This is a genomic window from Caballeronia calidae, assembly GCF_900044055.2.
GTDB classification, from domain to species: domain Bacteria; phylum Pseudomonadota; class Gammaproteobacteria; order Burkholderiales; family Burkholderiaceae; genus Caballeronia; species Caballeronia calidae.
This window is the reverse complement of record NZ_FCOX02000005.1, coordinates 99,745-114,049: the sequence shown is the minus strand read 5'-3', so window position 1 is coordinate 114,049 and position 14,305 is coordinate 99,745. Positions and strand designations below refer to the sequence as shown.

The 14,305-nt window shown below is 66.6% G+C and carries 16 protein-coding genes and 2 pseudogenes; 10 read left to right on the top strand and 8 right to left on the bottom strand.

Annotation, left to right across the window (positions count from 1 at the left end; all coding sequences use genetic code 11):
* Window positions 1-11: 11 nt before the first annotated feature.
* Genes msrB through AWB78_RS07325 form a run of 3 tightly spaced genes read right to left on the bottom strand, consistent with a single transcriptional unit; the run spans window position 12 to window position 2,236 of the window.
* The gene (msrB, locus tag AWB78_RS07335) at window positions 12-494 is read right to left on the bottom strand and encodes a peptide-methionine (R)-S-oxide reductase MsrB (RefSeq protein WP_062603714.1); all 483 of its coding nucleotides are present in this window, start codon (window positions 492-494) and stop codon (window positions 12-14) included.
* A gap of 57 nt (window positions 495-551) precedes the next feature.
* Window positions 552-1,313: an ABC transporter permease gene (locus AWB78_RS07330; protein ID WP_062603712.1), complete on the bottom strand. Its 762-nt coding sequence runs from the start codon at window positions 1,311-1,313 to the stop codon at window positions 552-554.
* On the bottom strand, window positions 1,310-2,236 hold the full coding sequence (locus tag AWB78_RS07325) for an ABC transporter ATP-binding protein (RefSeq protein ID WP_062603710.1): 927 nt from the start codon (window positions 2,234-2,236) through the stop codon (window positions 1,310-1,312). Before AWB78_RS07325 ends, AWB78_RS07330 begins: the two co-directional genes overlap by 4 nt.
* Before the next feature lie 128 nt (window positions 2,237-2,364).
* Between AWB78_RS07325 and AWB78_RS07320 the strand changes: the two genes are divergently transcribed.
* Together AWB78_RS07320 and AWB78_RS07315 are read left to right on the top strand one after the other, a co-directional pair.
* Window positions 2,365-2,850, top strand: coding sequence for a 2,4'-dihydroxyacetophenone dioxygenase family protein (locus tag AWB78_RS07320; protein WP_062603993.1), 486 nt, complete (start codon window positions 2,365-2,367; stop codon window positions 2,848-2,850).
* An 88-nt stretch (window positions 2,851-2,938) separates the two neighbouring features.
* Window positions 2,939-3,790, top strand: coding sequence for a 3-hydroxybutyryl-CoA dehydrogenase (locus tag AWB78_RS07315; RefSeq protein ID WP_062603708.1), 852 nt, complete (start codon window positions 2,939-2,941; stop codon window positions 3,788-3,790).
* Here AWB78_RS07315 and AWB78_RS07310 read toward each other — a convergent pair.
* Window positions 3,787-4,746, bottom strand: a complete 960-nt coding sequence (locus AWB78_RS07310; RefSeq protein WP_062603991.1) for a glutathione S-transferase family protein — start codon at window positions 4,744-4,746, stop codon at window positions 3,787-3,789. The genes AWB78_RS07315 and AWB78_RS07310 overlap by 4 nt on opposite strands.
* 56 nt (window positions 4,747-4,802) lie before the next feature.
* Window positions 4,803-5,774, bottom strand: a complete 972-nt coding sequence (locus AWB78_RS07305) for an alpha/beta fold hydrolase (RefSeq protein ID WP_062603706.1) — start codon at window positions 5,772-5,774, stop codon at window positions 4,803-4,805.
* A gap of 107 nt (window positions 5,775-5,881) precedes the next feature.
* Between AWB78_RS07305 and AWB78_RS07300 the strand changes: the two genes are divergently transcribed.
* The 7 genes and pseudogenes from AWB78_RS07300 (at window position 5,882) to AWB78_RS07270 (ending at window position 11,554) form a co-directional block, all read left to right on the top strand.
* Window positions 5,882-6,796, top strand: a complete 915-nt coding sequence (locus AWB78_RS07300; protein ID WP_062603989.1) for a LysR family transcriptional regulator — start codon at window positions 5,882-5,884, stop codon at window positions 6,794-6,796.
* 108 nt (window positions 6,797-6,904) lie between these two features.
* Entirely contained in the window at window positions 6,905-7,237 is a 333-nt protein-coding gene (locus AWB78_RS07295) for a YXWGXW repeat-containing protein (protein ID WP_062603705.1), read from the top strand.
* Window positions 7,238-7,451: 214 nt separating this feature from the next.
* A pseudogene (locus AWB78_RS07290) lies at window positions 7,452-8,018 on the top strand (RNA polymerase sigma factor); the annotation flags it as partial.
* Complete coding sequence (locus AWB78_RS07285) at window positions 8,015-8,449, top strand: hypothetical protein (RefSeq protein ID WP_062603699.1); 435 nt, start codon at window positions 8,015-8,017, stop codon at window positions 8,447-8,449. The pseudogene AWB78_RS07290 and the gene AWB78_RS07285, both read left to right, overlap by 4 nt.
* A complete protein-coding gene (locus AWB78_RS07280; protein WP_062603696.1) occupies window positions 8,446-8,919 on the top strand; it encodes a periplasmic heavy metal sensor in 474 nt (157 codons plus the stop codon). Before AWB78_RS07285 ends, AWB78_RS07280 begins: the two co-directional genes overlap by 4 nt.
* Window positions 8,920-8,983: 64 nt before the next feature.
* Window positions 8,984-10,402, top strand: coding sequence for a DUF1800 domain-containing protein (locus tag AWB78_RS07275; RefSeq protein WP_062603692.1), 1,419 nt, complete (start codon window positions 8,984-8,986; stop codon window positions 10,400-10,402).
* Between the two features lie 3 nt (window positions 10,403-10,405).
* Window positions 10,406-11,554 carry a DUF1501 domain-containing protein gene (locus AWB78_RS07270; protein ID WP_062603690.1) on the top strand — a complete coding sequence of 383 codons (1,149 nt, stop codon included), beginning with the start codon at window positions 10,406-10,408 and terminating at the stop codon, window positions 11,552-11,554.
* A 4-nt stretch (window positions 11,555-11,558) separates the two neighbouring features.
* Here AWB78_RS07270 and AWB78_RS07265 read toward each other — a convergent pair whose 3' ends face one another.
* The 3 genes and pseudogenes from AWB78_RS07265 to AWB78_RS48230 all read right to left on the bottom strand — a co-directional run.
* Complete coding sequence (locus AWB78_RS07265; RefSeq protein ID WP_332460079.1) at window positions 11,559-11,858, bottom strand: ankyrin repeat domain-containing protein; 300 nt, start codon at window positions 11,856-11,858, stop codon at window positions 11,559-11,561.
* Between the two features lie 34 nt (window positions 11,859-11,892).
* A complete protein-coding gene (locus tag AWB78_RS07260; protein WP_062603688.1) occupies window positions 11,893-12,501 on the bottom strand; it encodes a c-type cytochrome in 609 nt (202 codons plus the stop codon).
* 4 nt (window positions 12,502-12,505) lie between these two features.
* Window positions 12,506-12,691: pseudogene (locus tag AWB78_RS48230) on the bottom strand (quinonprotein alcohol dehydrogenase); the annotation flags it as partial.
* A gap of 381 nt (window positions 12,692-13,072) precedes the next feature.
* Between AWB78_RS48230 and ydiK the strand changes: the two are divergent.
* Window positions 13,073-14,245: an AI-2E family transporter YdiK gene (gene ydiK / locus AWB78_RS07255; protein ID WP_074173406.1), complete on the top strand. Its 1,173-nt coding sequence runs from the start codon at window positions 13,073-13,075 to the stop codon at window positions 14,243-14,245.
* Window positions 14,246-14,305: the final 60 nt, after the last annotated feature.

The window sequence follows — 14,305 nt, the reverse complement described above, 5'->3', positions numbered from 1 at the left end:
AGTGCGCAATGTCAGGCGTCGTCGTGCAGGAAGTCGAGCGCCGCGCCGTTCATGCAGTAGCGCAGTCCCGTAGGCTTCGGGCCATCGTCGAAGACGTGACCGAGATGCCCGCCGCAGCGCCGGCAATGCACCTCGTTGCGCATGTGGCCGGTCGCGTCCGCGTGCATCGCGACCGAGCCGTCGAGCGGCTTCCAGAAGCTCGGCCAGCCGGTGCCGCTGTCGAATTTCGCCGCAGATGAAAACAGCGCGAGGCCGCACCCCGCGCAGGCGTAGGTGCCGTTCCGGTGTTCCTTGAGCAACGGGCTCGCGAATGGCGGCTCGGTGCCGCCGCGCCTGAGCACGCGGAATTGCTCGGACGAGAGGCGGCGGCGCCAGTCCGCGCTGCTGTGATCGATTTCGTACGATCGGGCGGGCGCCGACGAGCCCGCGCCGCCCGCGAACGCGGCGGCCATCACACCGAGAAGATTGCGCTTCGTGCGTCTCATGATTTTCATCCGATGAACGCCCTCATGCTCTTGTTCGGCCAGCCGGGGCCCGGCCGGCGCGCCGCCCTACGATTTGAGCCGGTATCCCGTCTTGAAGATCCACGCGACGATCGCAATGAACACCGCGAGAAATACCAGCGTCATGCCGAGACTCACGCCGACTTGGACATCGGCGAGTCCGTAAAAGCTCCAGCGAAAGCCGCTTATCAGATAGACGACCGGATTGAACAGCGCGACGGTCTTCCAGAACGGCGGCAGGATGTTGATCGAATAGAAGCTGCCGCCGAGAAACGTGAGCGGCGTGACGATCAGGAGCGGAATGATCTGCAGCTTCTCGAAGCCGTCCGCCCAGATGCCGATGATGAACCCGAGCAGGCTGAACGTCACCGACGTGAGCAGCAAAAACAGGATCATCCAGACAGGGTGATCGATTCTGAGCGGCACGAACAGCCGCGCGGTCAGAAGAATGATCAGGCCGAGGATGACCGACTTGGTCGCGGCCGCGCCCACGTAACTCACGACGAGCTCGAAGTACGACACGGGCGCGGACAGCAGTTCGTAGATCGTGCCGGTGAACTTCGGAAAATAGATGCCGAAGGACGCATTGGCGATGCTTTGCGTCAACAGCGACAACATGACGAGGCCGGGCACGATGAACGCGCCGTAGCTGATGCCGTCGACTTCCGGAATGCGCGAGCCGATGGCAGCGCCGAACACGACGAAGTAAAGCGACGTGGAAATGACGGGCGACACGATGCTCTGCATCAGCGTGCGCCCGGCGCGCGCCATCTCGAAACGGTAGATCGCGCGAACGGCATATAGATTCATTTGGCTTCCCTGACGAGGCTCACGAAGATGTCTTCGAGCGAGCTTTGCGTCGTTTGCAGATCCTTGAAGCGCACGCCGGCTTCGTCGACGTGACGCAGCAGCGCGATGATGCGGCCCGGCTCGTCGTGCGCGTCATAGGTGTACGTGAGCTCGCTGCCGTCCGTCGATCGCGCAAGGCCGTAGGGCAACAGCGGCGCGGGCACTTCGGCGAGCGGATGCTCGAGCTGCAGCGTGAGCTTCTTCTGCCCGAGCTTGCGCATGAGCTCGTGCTTTTCCTCGACGAGCACGATCTCGCCGCGATTGATGACGCCGATGCGGTCCGCCATCTCCTCCGCTTCCTCGATGTAGTGCGTCGTCAGGATGATGGTCACGCCCTTCGACTGCAGCTCGCGCACGAGGCCCCACATGTCGCGGCGCAATTCGACATCGACGCCCGCGGTGGGCTCGTCGAGAAAGAGGATTTCCGGCTCGTGCGCGAGCGCCTTCGCGATCAGCACGCGGCGCTTCATGCCGCCCGAGAGCGTCATGATCTTGTTGTCCTTCTTGCTCCACAGCGACAGCGACTTGAGCACCTTCTCGATGTGCGCCGGATTCTTCGGCCGTCCGAACAGGCCGCGGCTGAACGACACGGTTGCCCAGACGGTCTCGAAGGCGTCGGTGGTGAGCTCCTGCGGCACGAGCCCGATCATCGCGCGCGCGGCGCGATAGTCCGTGACGATATCGTGACCGGCGACGGTGACCTTGCCTTCGCTCGGATTCACGATGCCGCAGACGGTGCTGATGAGCGTCGTCTTGCCCGCTCCGTTCGGGCCGAGCAGCGCGAAAATCTCGCCGCGACGGATCTCCAGGTTCACGTCCCGAAGCGCGCGGAAGCCCGACCCGTAGGTCTTGGACAGATTGGAAACGGTGATGATGGTTGGCATGGCACGGACGATAGCAGATACCGCGCGATCCGGCTTGAACGATGGGGTCGTCCATTCGGCCGATGTTCGGCACGCGCCGCGCTGCCTACAATGGACTGCGGAAATACCAGGACAAGGGAGCCGACATCATGCTGTTCGAACAGATCCACACCACCTGCCTCAACGACGCGGACCTGCCGTGGGTGCCGTTCACGCCGTACAGCGAGCGCGTGCTCGTCAAGTACTTCAAGCTCGATCCGATTCGCGGCGAGGTCATCGCGCTGATGAAAGCACCGGCCAAAGGACAGATGCCGCGGCATCGTCATACGGGCACGGTGATCGTCTATACGGTTCAGGGGCGCTGGAAGTATCGCGAGCACGAGTGGATCGCGGAACCGGGGAGCATCGTGTACGAGACGGCCGGATCGAGCCACACGCCCGAGGCGCTGCCATCGGATTCGGACGGCGCGGACATCGTCACGCTCAACATCATCCAGGGCGAACTGCTCTTCGTGAACGACAGCGGGCAGGTGCTCGCCGCCGAGAACTGGAAGAGCGGCCTGGACCGATACGTTGCGTTTTGTCATGCAAACGGCATCGTGCCAAAAGATCTGACGGCCTTCTCCGCTGGTTAGAATCGATGCCTGAACGCGCCTCGCGCGCTTTCGACCATTTCCGGTTTGCCGGCCGCTCGCGCCGGCGCAGATCAAGGAGGAGCAGAGCATGAATATTCAGACCGTCGGCATCGTCGGCGCGGGAACCATGGGCAACGGCATCGCGCAGGTCGCGGCCGTCGCGGGCTTCAAGGTCGTGCTGATCGACGTCACCGACGCCGCGCTCGCGAAGGGCATCAAAACGCTGACCGGCAGCCTCGAGCGCCTCGTGTCGAAGGACAAGCTCGCGGCGTCCGCGCGCGACGCGGCGCTCACGCGCATCGAGACCTCGACCGATTACGCACGCCTCACCGCAGCCGACATCGTGATCGAAGCCGCGACGGAAAATGCCGAGCTCAAGAACCGCATCCTGAAGCAGATCGAGGAAGCCGCGCGTCCCGATGCCATCATCGCGTCGAATACGTCGTCGATCTCGATCACCGCGCTCGCCGCGCAGCTCGCGACGCCTGCGCGCTTCATCGGCATGCACTTCTTCAATCCGGTGCCGCTGCTGCAGCTCGTCGAAGTGATTCGCGGCGTGCAGACGAGCGATGAAACCGCCACCGCCGTGCGCGCGCTCACCGAGAAGCTCGACAAATCCCCCATCGGCGTGCGCAATTCGCCGGGCTTCGTCGTCAACCGCATTCTCGTGCCGATGATCAACGAAGCGTTCTACGTGCTCTATGAAGGCGTGGCGAGCGCCGAGGAAATCGACGCGGGCATGAGGCTCGGCGCGAATCATCCGATCGGCCCGCTCGCGCTCGCGGACCTGATCGGCCTCGACGTGTGCCTCTCGGTGATGGACGTGTTCCTCAAGGACTTCGGCGATTCGAAGTACCGCGCGTGCCCGCTGATGCGCGAGCTCGTCTCGGCGGGACGTCTCGGGCGCAAGACGAAGCACGGCGTCTACAAGTACGACTAAGCCGCGTCGAAGCCGAGCACCGGTCCGGCGGGCACGATGCCCGTCGGATTGATCGTGCGATGGCTTTGGTAGTAGTGCCCCTTGATGTGCTGAAAATTCACCGTCGCGGCGATGCCCGGCATGCGGTAGATCTCGCGCGCGAACCGCGAGAGATTCGGATAATCCGCGATGCGCCGCAGGTTGCACTTGAAGTGGCCCACATACACGGCGTCGAAGCGCACGAGTGTCGTGAAGAGGCGGATGTCGGCTTCGGTGAAGCGCTCGCCCGTCAGGTATCGGCGCATGCTCAGGCGCTCTTCGAGAAAGTCGAGCGTCTCGAAGAGCGGCATCACCGCTTCCTCGTACGCAGCTTGCGTTGTCGCGAAGCCGGCCTTGTACACGCCGTTGTTGAGCGTGTCGTAAATGCGCGCGTTGAGCGCGTCGATCTCTTCGCGCAGCTCGCGCGGATAGTAATCGCCGGGCTTCGCGCCGATGCCGTCGAACGCCGCATTCAGCATTCGAATGATTTCCGACGACTCGTTGTTGACGATCGTCCCGCGCTGTTTATCCCAAAGGATCGGCACGGTCACGCGGCCGGTGTAATGCGGATCGGCGGCGGTGTAGACCTGATGCAGGAAGTGCGCGCCGTTGATCCTGTCGGGCACGACGCCCGGCGCCGGATCGAAGGTCCAGCCGTTCTCCAGCATCAGCCAGTTCACGACGGATACGTCGATCATCGCTTCCAGCCCCTTCAGCGCGTGCATGATGAGCGTGCGGTGCGCCCACGGGCAAGCGAGGCTCACATACAGGTGATACCGCCCTGCCTCGGCCTTGAAGCCGCCCTCTCCGCTCGGACCCGGCGCGCCGTCCGCCGTCACCCAGTTGCGATAGGCGGCGTCCTTGCGCACGAAGCGCCCGCCGGTGGACGCGGTGTCGTACCACTGGTCCTGCCATTTTCCGTCGACGAGAAGTCCCATTTCCATTTCCTCCCTGATTGCCACGGCGCAATACGCGCGCCATGGCATCGCCATGATCAGTTCGTTGAAGGTGCGTCGATGAAACGCACCAGTTGCGCCATCGTCGCATCCGGCGCTTCTTCCATCAGCCAGTGTCCGGCGCCCGGCATCACGACGCCCTGCACGTTGGTCGCGACGAGCTTCGCCTGGTCGATCAGGAACGTGCCCGACGCGCGCTCGCCGGTCAGGACGAGCATCGGCATCGTGAGCGGCGTTTTCGCGAAGGCGGCGAAATCGTCCGCGTCTTGCGGAAACGCGTGGAAGTACTCGAAGCCCGCGCGCATGCGGCCGCTGCGCGCGTATTGCGCCGAATAATAGCGGCGATCGGCTTCGCTCACCGAATGCGCGGCATCGGCGGCGAAATCGTTCCAGAAGTGCTCGAAATACACGCGCTCGCGGCCGCGCACCAGTTGTTCCGGCGTGTCGCCGTAAAAGTTGAAATGCCATTTGTCGCGCAGCAGCCAGACTTTTTGCCAGTCGCCGACGCCGGGCAGAAAGGCGTCCATCAGCACGATGCTTTCGACTTCGTCGGGATACTGCGCGGCGTACGCGTACGCCACCATCAGCCCGATGTCGTGCCCGACGAGCTTCACCTTGCGATAACCCAACGCGCGAACCATCGCGTGAATGTCTTGCGCGAGCGTTTTCTTGTCGTAGCCGGAGGCCGGCATCGCCGAGCCGCCCGCGCCCGGCAGATCGGGCGCCAGCACGATGCGCTCGCCCGCGAGACGCGTCATCAGCGGCTGCCACATGTGGCTCGTTTCCGTGTAGCCGTGCAGCAGAACGACGGGCGTCGCGTCGCCGCGTCCCGCTTGCAGATAGTGCAGCTCGACGCCGTTCGCGTCGATCGTGCGTGACTGGATCGCGCTCGCGGCAGCAGCCGCCTGCGGTGCGCGCGGCGCGTCGGCGCCATGCGCGGCCGGTTGCAGCGCGGCGGCTGCGAGAAGCGCGCCGGCCGCGCGGCGGATCGTGTGCAGGAAGGTTTTCATCGTTCAGCTCCATCGAAGATTCGGTTTGTCCGATGGCTTCGATGTTGACCCCGCGCCCCGCTTTTGCCGTACGATCCGGACGATGCACTCGTTCGATGGAGTCGAACATGTTGTCAGAGGAAGAACTCTCGCTGCTCGACGCGATCCGCGAAACCGGCAGTCTGTCGCGCGCGGCGGCGCGGCTCGGCAAGGCGCCGTCGACCGTGTCGCATGCCGCGCGGCAACTGGAAACGCGCTTCGACGCGCTGCTCTTCGACCGGCGCCGCTACCGCCTGCAACTCACGCCCGCCGGTCATCTGCTCGCCGATGAAGCATCGCGCCTGATGCTCGACGTGTCGCGGCTCGCGCAGCGCGTGAAGCAGATCGCGAGCGGCTGGGAAGACCGCTTGTGGATCGTCTGCGACGAGATCCTCGAATTCGAGACGCTGCTGCCCGTCGTGCAGGCATTCGATGCGCTCGAATCCGGCGTCGCGCTGCGGATTACGCACGAAGTGCTGGGCGGCACTTGGGAAGCGCTGCGCGACGGCCGCGCGGACCTGATCGTCGGCGCGACCAACGAGCCGCCCGCGATTCCCGGCCTGCGCTGGTTCGAGCTCGGCGTCATGCAATGGACCTTCGCGCTGTCGCCGCGCCATCCGCTCGCGAGGATCGACGGGCCGCTGCGGCGCGAGCAGATCGCGGCGCATCGCGCGGTCGTCGTCGCGGATTCGTCGCGCTCGGCGGGGCGCGCGTACGGCGTGCTCGGCGGGCAGGCCGCGTTCGCGGTGCCGACCATGCGCGCGAAAATCCTCGCGCAGCGGCAAGGGCTCGGCACGGGCTGGGTGCCGCGGCATCGCGTGGAAACGCTGCTCGCGCGCGGCGAGCTCGTCGAAAAGGAAACCGCCGATCCGCGCGAGCCGAACGTGCTGTATGTCGCGTGGCGCGGCGATCACGAAGGCCGCGCGCTGAAATGGTGGATCGAGCAGTTGCGGCAACCGCGTCTCGCGAAGCGTCTCGTCGATGGCATCGATGTGTTCGCCTGACGTATCGGCGTAAAACATCGTTACAACTTCCGCGCGCATCAGGCGACGGGATTGCCGCCCTCGCTCCGTTCAAGTTTTCGTCGCAACCCTGAATCGACGAGAACCATCATGAGAAAAACACGCACGCCGCTGCGCGCGGCGCTTTCCGCAGCCGTTCTTGCGCCTGTGATCGCCCTTTCCTTTGCCGCCCTGCACAGCGGCCCGGCCGACGCGCAGACGGTCATCATCGCGCCTTCCGCGCCGCCGCCGCTGCGCGCCGAGCCGCCTCCGCCGCCGCGCGCGGGCTACGCGTGGGACCCCGGCCACTGGCGCTGGGCGCATGGCGGCTACGTCTGGGCGCCGGGCCACTGGCGGCCGGTGCGCGCGGGCTATCGCTGGGTTCCGGGGCACTGGGTCGCGCACGGGCCGAACTGGCGCTGGGTCGAAGGCCACTGGGCGTGAGGTCGAGCGTCCCGACACAACCGAAACGAGGTGGCCCATCATGCTGAAGACACTGCTCGCCGCCGCGCTCGTCGCGCTGACGCTCGCGGGTTGCGTCGTCTATCCGGCGCATCCTGCCTACTATCGCGGGCCGGTCGTCGTTTACTGAGGATGCGGACGGCAGCGGCATTCCGCCCGTCCGCGAGCAAGCAGTCCGACATGCGCCACGAGACCCGAAATCACATTGAACGAAGAAGAAGATCCGGACACCGCGCTCATTGCCCGCGTCGGCAATCGGGAACCGGGAGCCATCCGCGAGATCGTCGCGAGAAAGCTGCCGCGCGTCGTCGCGCTCGCGGCGCGCATGCTGGGCGATCGTGACGAGGCCGACGACGTGGCGCAGGAAGCGTTTCTGCGCATCTGGAAGATCGCGCCGAAGTGGCGTGCCGGAAGCGCCCGTTTCGATACGTGGCTGCATCGCGTGACGCTCAATCTGTGTTACGACCGCCTGCGCCGTCATCGGGAGACGACCGTGTCCGACGCGCTTCCCGAGCAGGCCGATCCCGCTCCGCAGCCCGGCGAACGCCTCGACACGGCGCACGCGAACGAGCGCATCGCGCAGGCGCTCGCGAAGCTGCCCGCGCGCCAGCGGGAGGCGCTCGTGCTGCAGTACTACCAGGAATTGCCGAACGCGGACGCGGCGGCCTTGATGGGCGTGAGCGTCGAAGCGCTCGAAAGCCTGCTCGCCCGCGCGCGCCGCAATCTCAGAGCCGCACTCGACGCGCCGGAGGAACATCGATGACACCCGAACGATTCCGCCACATCACCGAGGCATACGGCGCGTCGCCGGAACGCTGGCCCGCGCACGAACGCGACGCGGCGCTGGCGTTCGTCGCCGCCGGCGATCCGCAAGCACTCGCCGCGCTCGCCGAAGCCCGCGCGCTCGACGCCATGCTCGACGCGCACGCGGTCGCCGTGCCCAGCCCCGAGCTTGCGCGCCGCATCGTCGAGTCCGCGCCGGCGCGGCCCGCGCGCACGTTATGGCGGCGTCCGCGCATCTGGTTCTCGGGCGCGGGCTTCATCGGCGCGGGTGCGGCGGGCGTCGCGGCGGGCGCGCTGCTGGTCTCGCTGCTCGCGCCCGCGTCGAACGACGGCGCGCACGGCGGCTGGTTCGAGCAATCCTATTCGGGCACGGCCTTCGGCGGCGCCCCTTCCGACTGGAGCGATCAATGAATCCATGCACGCTGAAGACGCTCGCGGCGGTGTCGCTCGTGCTGAACGTGTTTCTGATCGGGTCGATCGCGGGCGGCGCATATCGGCTGTTCGCGCATCAGCGCACGGAAGCCGCGCAGCCACGCGGCATCCGCTTCGCCGCTTCCGATCTCTCCGCCGAGCGCCAGCAACAGCTACGCGACGCGTTGCGCAAGACGCGCCGCGAAAGCCTGCCGCTGATCCGCGATGCGCGCGACGGACGCATCGATATCGCGCACATCCTTGCCGCGCGCGACTTCGATCGCCGTGCGCTCGACGCCGCGCTGACCCGCACGCGCGACGCGGATATCGCGCTGCGCTCACGCATCGAGGGCACGGTCGCGGATTTCGCATCGACGCTCACGCCCGACGAACGGCTGAAGCTCGTCGGCGCGATGGAACGCTACGGCCCGCTGCGCGCCGTGCCGCCCGGCGAGCGGCCGCAGCAGTGACCTCGCGCGACGGATTTCCCGCGCACGTCCGTTTAACCCGCATCGAAAGCGTCTGGAGCAAGTCATGGCAATCGCGCCGCAACGCTCGCCCGCCGCCATCGCGGTGAATCGCTTCGGCCTCGGCGCGCGCCCCGGCGAGCCGCTGCCCGCCGATCCGCGCGGCTGGCTCGCGGAACAGGCCGATCCGCGCACGAGCACCTATCAGCCGATGCCGCCCGCGCTCGGCAGCCAGCCATCGGGCACCGCGCTCGCCGCGCGATTCGCCGAACGCCAGCGCGCGCTGCGCGACGCGAGCACCGCCGACAAACCCGACGTGCGCAAGCACTACGCCGAGCAGATCCGCGACGTCTACCGCGATGCCGTCGATGCACGCGTGACGAGTGCGCTCACGACGAACACGCCTTTCATCGAACGCCTCGTGCATTTCTGGGCGAATCACTTCGCGGTGTCGATCGAAAAGCCGCCCGTCGCGATGCTCGCCGGATCGTTCGAAAACGAGGCGATCCGCCCGCATGTGCTCGGCCGCTTCGAAGACATGCTGGTCGCGGCGGAACGGGATCCGGCGATGCAGATCTTTCTCGATCAGCCGCGCTCCGTCGGACCGGACAGCCCCGCCGCCGCGCGCGCGGCGATGCGCGATCCCGACAACAGGCGCGGCCTCAACGAAAACCTCGCGCGCGAGATCATGGAGTTGCACACGCTCGGCGTGCGCAGCGGCTACACGCAAGCCGACGTGACCGAATTCGCGCGCGCGCTCACCGGCTGGAGCCTCGGCGCGATGAACGCGAACGCGGGCAAGAACCCCGACGATCCCGCGCCGCCCGGCCAGTACGTGTTCCGTGCGCGCCTGCACGAGCCGGGCGCGCGCACGGTGATGGGCAGGCAATACGCGCAGACGGGCGATGAGCAGCCGCTCGCCGTGCTCCACGATCTGGCCAGCTCACGCGCGACGGCGCATCACATCGCGGAGAAACTCGCGCGCCACTTCGTCGCGGACACGCCGCCGCCCGCGCTCGTCGAGCGGCTTGCGAGCGCGTTCAGCGATAGCGGCGGCGATCTGCCCTCGGTGTATCGCGCGCTGATCGAAGCGCCCGAAGCGTGGCCGGGCGCGCCCGCCAAATTCAAGACGCCGTGGGACTGGACCATCTCGTCCTTGCGCGGATTGGGCCGCACCGGCTTGCAAGGCGCGCGCGCAGCGCCGCTCCTCACGCAACTGGGGCAGCAGGTCTGGCGCCCCGGCTCGCCCGCCGGTTACGACGATGTCGCCGCGAGCTGGGCCGCGCCCGATGCGCTCGTGCGCCGCGTCGAGCTTGCACAACGTTTTGCCGCGCGCACGGGCGATACGCTCGATGCCCGCGCGCTCGGCCCGCAACTGCTGGCGGGCGCGCTGTCCGAGCCGACCGCCAGCGCCGTCGCGCGGGCGGAAAGCGCGCAGACCGCGCTCGCGCTGCTGCTCGTTTCGCCCGATTTTCTGAGGAGATGAACCATGCCGACGCGTCGCCAATTCCTGTGGTGCGCGGGCGCGAGCGCCGGCGCGATGCTCGTCGCGCCGCATCTCGTTTTCGCCTCCGCCGAAACCGAGCGCCGCTTCGTCTTCGTGATCCAGCGCGGGGCGGCGGACGGGCTGAACATCGTCGTGCCATATGGCGATCCTGCGTACGCAACATTGCGCGGCCCGCTCGCGATCGATGCATCGACGGCGACGAAGCTCGACGGCCTCTTCGCGCTGCATCCGTCGATGAAACAGGTCGCGCACATGTATGCCGACAGGGAGGCGCTGTTCGTGCATGCGGTCGCGTCGCCCTATCGCGAGCGCTCGCACTTCGACGGCCAGAACGTGCTCGAAACCGGCGGCGCCGCGCCGTATCGGCTGAAGGACGGCTGGATGAACCGCCTCGTGTCGATGCTGCCCGCGCCGCGCGCCGATGCCGTCGCGTTCGCGCCGACCGTGCCGCTCGCGCTGCGCGGCCGCGCGGAAGTCACGTCGTATGCGCCGTCGTCCTTGCCGCAGGCGCCCGACGATCTCCTCACGCGCGTCTCGCAGCTCTATGCGGGCGACGCGCAGCTTCATCCGCTCTGGGATGCCGCGATGCAGGCGCGCGGCCTCGCCGCCGATGCGGGCGCGCGTCAGGACCCGGCGAGCCTCGGCAGGCTCGCCGCGAGCTTTCTCGGCACGCCCGATGGCCCGCGGATCGCGATGATCGAAACCGGCGGCTGGGACACGCACAGCGCGCAGAATCCGCGCCTCGCCGCGCAACTGAAGGCGCTCGACACGATGCTCGCGTCGCTGCGCGACGGGCTCGGCGAGCACTGGGCGAACACGACGGTGCTGGTAGCGACCGAGTTCGGCCGCACGGCGGCGGCGAACGGCACGGGCGGCACGGACCACGGCACGGCGTCGGCGGCGATGATCGTCGGCGGCGCGGTGGCGGGCGCTCGCGTGCTCGCGGACTGGCCGGGACTCGCGACTGCGTCGCTGTATCAGGCGCGCGATCTGAAGCCGACGATCGGGCTCGATGCCGTCATCGCGAGCGCGGCGGGCGAGTGCTTCGGCATCGATCCCGAGCGCGTCGGCGCGACGCTTTTTCCCGATTCAGGCGGCCAACGGTTTGGACAACGAATCCTGAAATCCTGAAGCATCAGCCGTTCGACGGCAACGCCGCGAAGTCGTCGTTGCCGTCGAACGCGGCGGCCGTCAGCGGCGTGATGCCCTGCACGTCTGCCTGGCTCACGTTCGCGCCGTGATCGATCAGCATGCGCGCCATCGGCGTCAGGCCCTTCCTGCACGCGCTAATGAGCGGCGTGTCGCCGATGCGGTTGCGGGAATGGATCGCCGCGCCTTCATCGAGCAAACGTGTGACGGCGGCCCGATCGCCCTCGCGCACGGCCGAAAACAGGCGCTCGTTGAGCGCGTAGGCGATCGCGCAGGAACACATCATCGACAGAGCGAACGATGGCCGCCTACATGGAGCGTCATTGCAGATTCGCGATGTAGTTCGCCAGATTCTCGATGTCCGCGTCCGTGAGATTCTTCGACACGCTCGTCATGTTGCCCGCGTCGTTGGTGCGCTTCTTGTCGCGGAAGTCCTGCAGTTGCTTGACGATGTACGGATACTGCTGCCCGGCCACGCGCGGAATCTCGTTCTGGCCCGAGAAGCCGACGAGGTGGCACGTCGCGCAGAGAATCGCCTCGGACTTCTTCCTGCCCGCCTCGACCTTCACCGCGTCCGCCTTGAAATCGGTCGGAACGGGCTTTTGCGCGGCGAAGTAATCGGCGAGATCGCGCATGTCACGGGGCGTGAGGTTCGCGGCCATCGGCGACATGCGCGGATCGCTGCGGCGGCCCGCCTTGAAATCGCGCAATTGCAGATCGAGATAGCGGGACGTCTGCCCCGCGAGCGACGGATACTCGCCCGTCATCGAGTTGCCCGCGAGGCCATGACACGTCGTGCATACGGCCGCCTTCGCGGCACCGGCCTTCACGTCGGCGCGCGAAAGCGACGGCAGCGACAGCAGCACGCACACGACGATCCACAGTGCGTACACGAGCCAGACACGCAGCCGCTTCGAACGGGTCACCATCTCGAGGCAGCGCGAACACGCGCACGCTGTTGCCGCGCTTGAAGTCGGGTTGCGTATTGGCGCCCGCCGCAATCGCGATGTGCGGCTCTCCGTTCACCATGTACGACACCGCCGGCGCATCGACATCCGCGCCGCACTGGAACGCCCGGCGCTTGCGGCCGGTGGCGACATCGAACGCGCGGAAGAGGCCGATCATCAGCGACGAGCGAGGTACCGGAAAAACCGGCCATGTCAGTTTCCCAAATCGTTCTTGTCTGATCCTCGTGGCGCACGGCGGAGCATTGCATGCCCTCTTCTGCGTCCGCAAAAAGAATAGGCAATTTAAGAAATCATTTCCAGATTCATGGCAATGCATCGGTGGACGCGCCTTCTATCGGACGAAGGGTATTTTCAGGGCAGGCGCCGCGCGATTTTTAGTAGTATGGAACGGAGTGCCGTTATGATTGCGCCCCGTCATCCCGGGAGCGGCTTGCCGGACCGCCGGCTTTCGCTCGTCGCTTGTTCATCGCTCGTTGCGTGCCATGCCCGTCGGCAGACACCGCGCAACCCTTCACTTTCATCCGGACGCATCATGCCAACCTCATCGAACGGGCAGCCGAATCCGAATCCACGCCAGCCGGTGGATATCGCCCGCATCCTGCTCGTCATCACGATTCTCACCGCGCTGACGGTCGGCAGTCTCTACGTTCTGCGTCCGTTCCTGCCGGGCCTCATCTGGGCGACGACGATCGTCGTCGCGACCTGGCCGCTCATGCGCGCCGTGCAGCGCCGCTGCGGCAACCGCCGCTGGATCGCGACGAGCGTGATGCTGTTCATGCTGCTGATCGTGATCGTGCTGCCGCTCTACGAAGCGATCTCGACGCTCGCGCTGCACGGCGGCGAGATCATGGCCGCCATCAAGAGCCTGCCGAGCTATGCGTTGGCGCCGCCGCCGCACTGGGTGCACGATGTCCCGGTCGCGGGCCAGCGCATCGCCAAGGAATGGCAGACGCTTTCGGACGCGGGCCCCGGCGGCCTGCTCGCGAGGGTCGAGCCCTACGTGACGATCGCGGCGCGCTGGATGCTCGCGCATGCGGCCGTCGTCGGTGTGTTCGTGATGCACATGCTCATCACGGTCATCATTGCCGGCATCCTGTATATGAACGGCGAGGCGGCCGGGCACTTCATCGTGCGCTTCGCGACGCGCATCGCCGCGCAGCGCGGCGCGGAAGCCATCAAGCTCGCCGGCCTCGCGATCCGCGCGGTGGCGCTCGGCATCGTCGTGACGGCGGTCACGCAATCGGCGCTCGGGGGCATCGGACTCGCGCTCGCCGGCGTGCCCGCCGCGGGCATCATCACGGCCGTCATGCTGATGCTGTGCCTCGCGCAGATCGGGCCGCTGCTGCCCTTGCTCGGCGGCGTCGCGTGGCTCTTCTGGCACGGCTCGCATGTCGCCGGATCGCTTCTGCTGGTGTGGTCGATCATGATCGCGATGCTCGATAACTTCCTGCGCCCGATTCTCATCAAACGCGGCGTGAATCTCTCGATGCTCCTGATCCTTTCCGGCGTGCTCGGCGGCATGTTCGCGTTCGGAATAGTCGGATTGTTCATCGGGCCCGTCATTCTCGCGGTGACCTCGACGATCCTGAATGCGTGGATCAACGAGCAACCGCCGCTGCCGCAAGTCGAGGCCATGAGCAACGAAGAAGTCGCGGAAGCCACGTCCACACGGGATCTCGCGGACGCGTCGAGAAGACAGACCTGAATGGTGAATATCTTGGCGTTTTGTTGTATTTGTTCTCGACAATCGGACTTCACTTAAATA

Coding starts and splice junctions, on each gene's coding strand:
- msrB (WP_062603714.1), bottom strand. CDS start 494: ATGAAAATCATGAGACGCACGAAGCGCAATCTTCTCGGTGTGATGGCC.
- AWB78_RS07330 (WP_062603712.1), bottom strand. CDS start 1,313: ATGAATCTATATGCCGTTCGCGCGATCTACCGTTTCGAGATGGCGCGC.
- AWB78_RS07325 (WP_062603710.1), bottom strand. CDS start 2,236: ATGCCAACCATCATCACCGTTTCCAATCTGTCCAAGACCTACGGGTCG.
- AWB78_RS07320 (WP_062603993.1), top strand. CDS start 2,365: ATGCTGTTCGAACAGATCCACACCACCTGCCTCAACGACGCGGACCTG.
- AWB78_RS07315 (WP_062603708.1), top strand. CDS start 2,939: ATGAATATTCAGACCGTCGGCATCGTCGGCGCGGGAACCATGGGCAAC.
- AWB78_RS07310 (WP_062603991.1), bottom strand. CDS start 4,746: ATGGGACTTCTCGTCGACGGAAAATGGCAGGACCAGTGGTACGACACC.
- AWB78_RS07305 (WP_062603706.1), bottom strand. CDS start 5,774: ATGAAAACCTTCCTGCACACGATCCGCCGCGCGGCCGGCGCGCTTCTC.
- AWB78_RS07300 (WP_062603989.1), top strand. CDS start 5,882: ATGTTGTCAGAGGAAGAACTCTCGCTGCTCGACGCGATCCGCGAAACC.
- AWB78_RS07295 (WP_062603705.1), top strand. CDS start 6,905: ATGAGAAAAACACGCACGCCGCTGCGCGCGGCGCTTTCCGCAGCCGTT.
- AWB78_RS07285 (WP_062603699.1), top strand. CDS start 8,015: ATGACACCCGAACGATTCCGCCACATCACCGAGGCATACGGCGCGTCG.
- AWB78_RS07280 (WP_062603696.1), top strand. CDS start 8,446: ATGAATCCATGCACGCTGAAGACGCTCGCGGCGGTGTCGCTCGTGCTG.
- AWB78_RS07275 (WP_062603692.1), top strand. CDS start 8,984: ATGGCAATCGCGCCGCAACGCTCGCCCGCCGCCATCGCGGTGAATCGC.
- AWB78_RS07270 (WP_062603690.1), top strand. CDS start 10,406: ATGCCGACGCGTCGCCAATTCCTGTGGTGCGCGGGCGCGAGCGCCGGC.
- AWB78_RS07265 (WP_332460079.1), bottom strand. CDS start 11,858: ATGATGTGTTCCTGCGCGATCGCCTACGCGCTCAACGAGCGCCTGTTT.
- AWB78_RS07260 (WP_062603688.1), bottom strand. CDS start 12,501: ATGGTGACCCGTTCGAAGCGGCTGCGTGTCTGGCTCGTGTACGCACTG.
- ydiK (WP_074173406.1), top strand. CDS start 13,073: ATGCCAACCTCATCGAACGGGCAGCCGAATCCGAATCCACGCCAGCCG.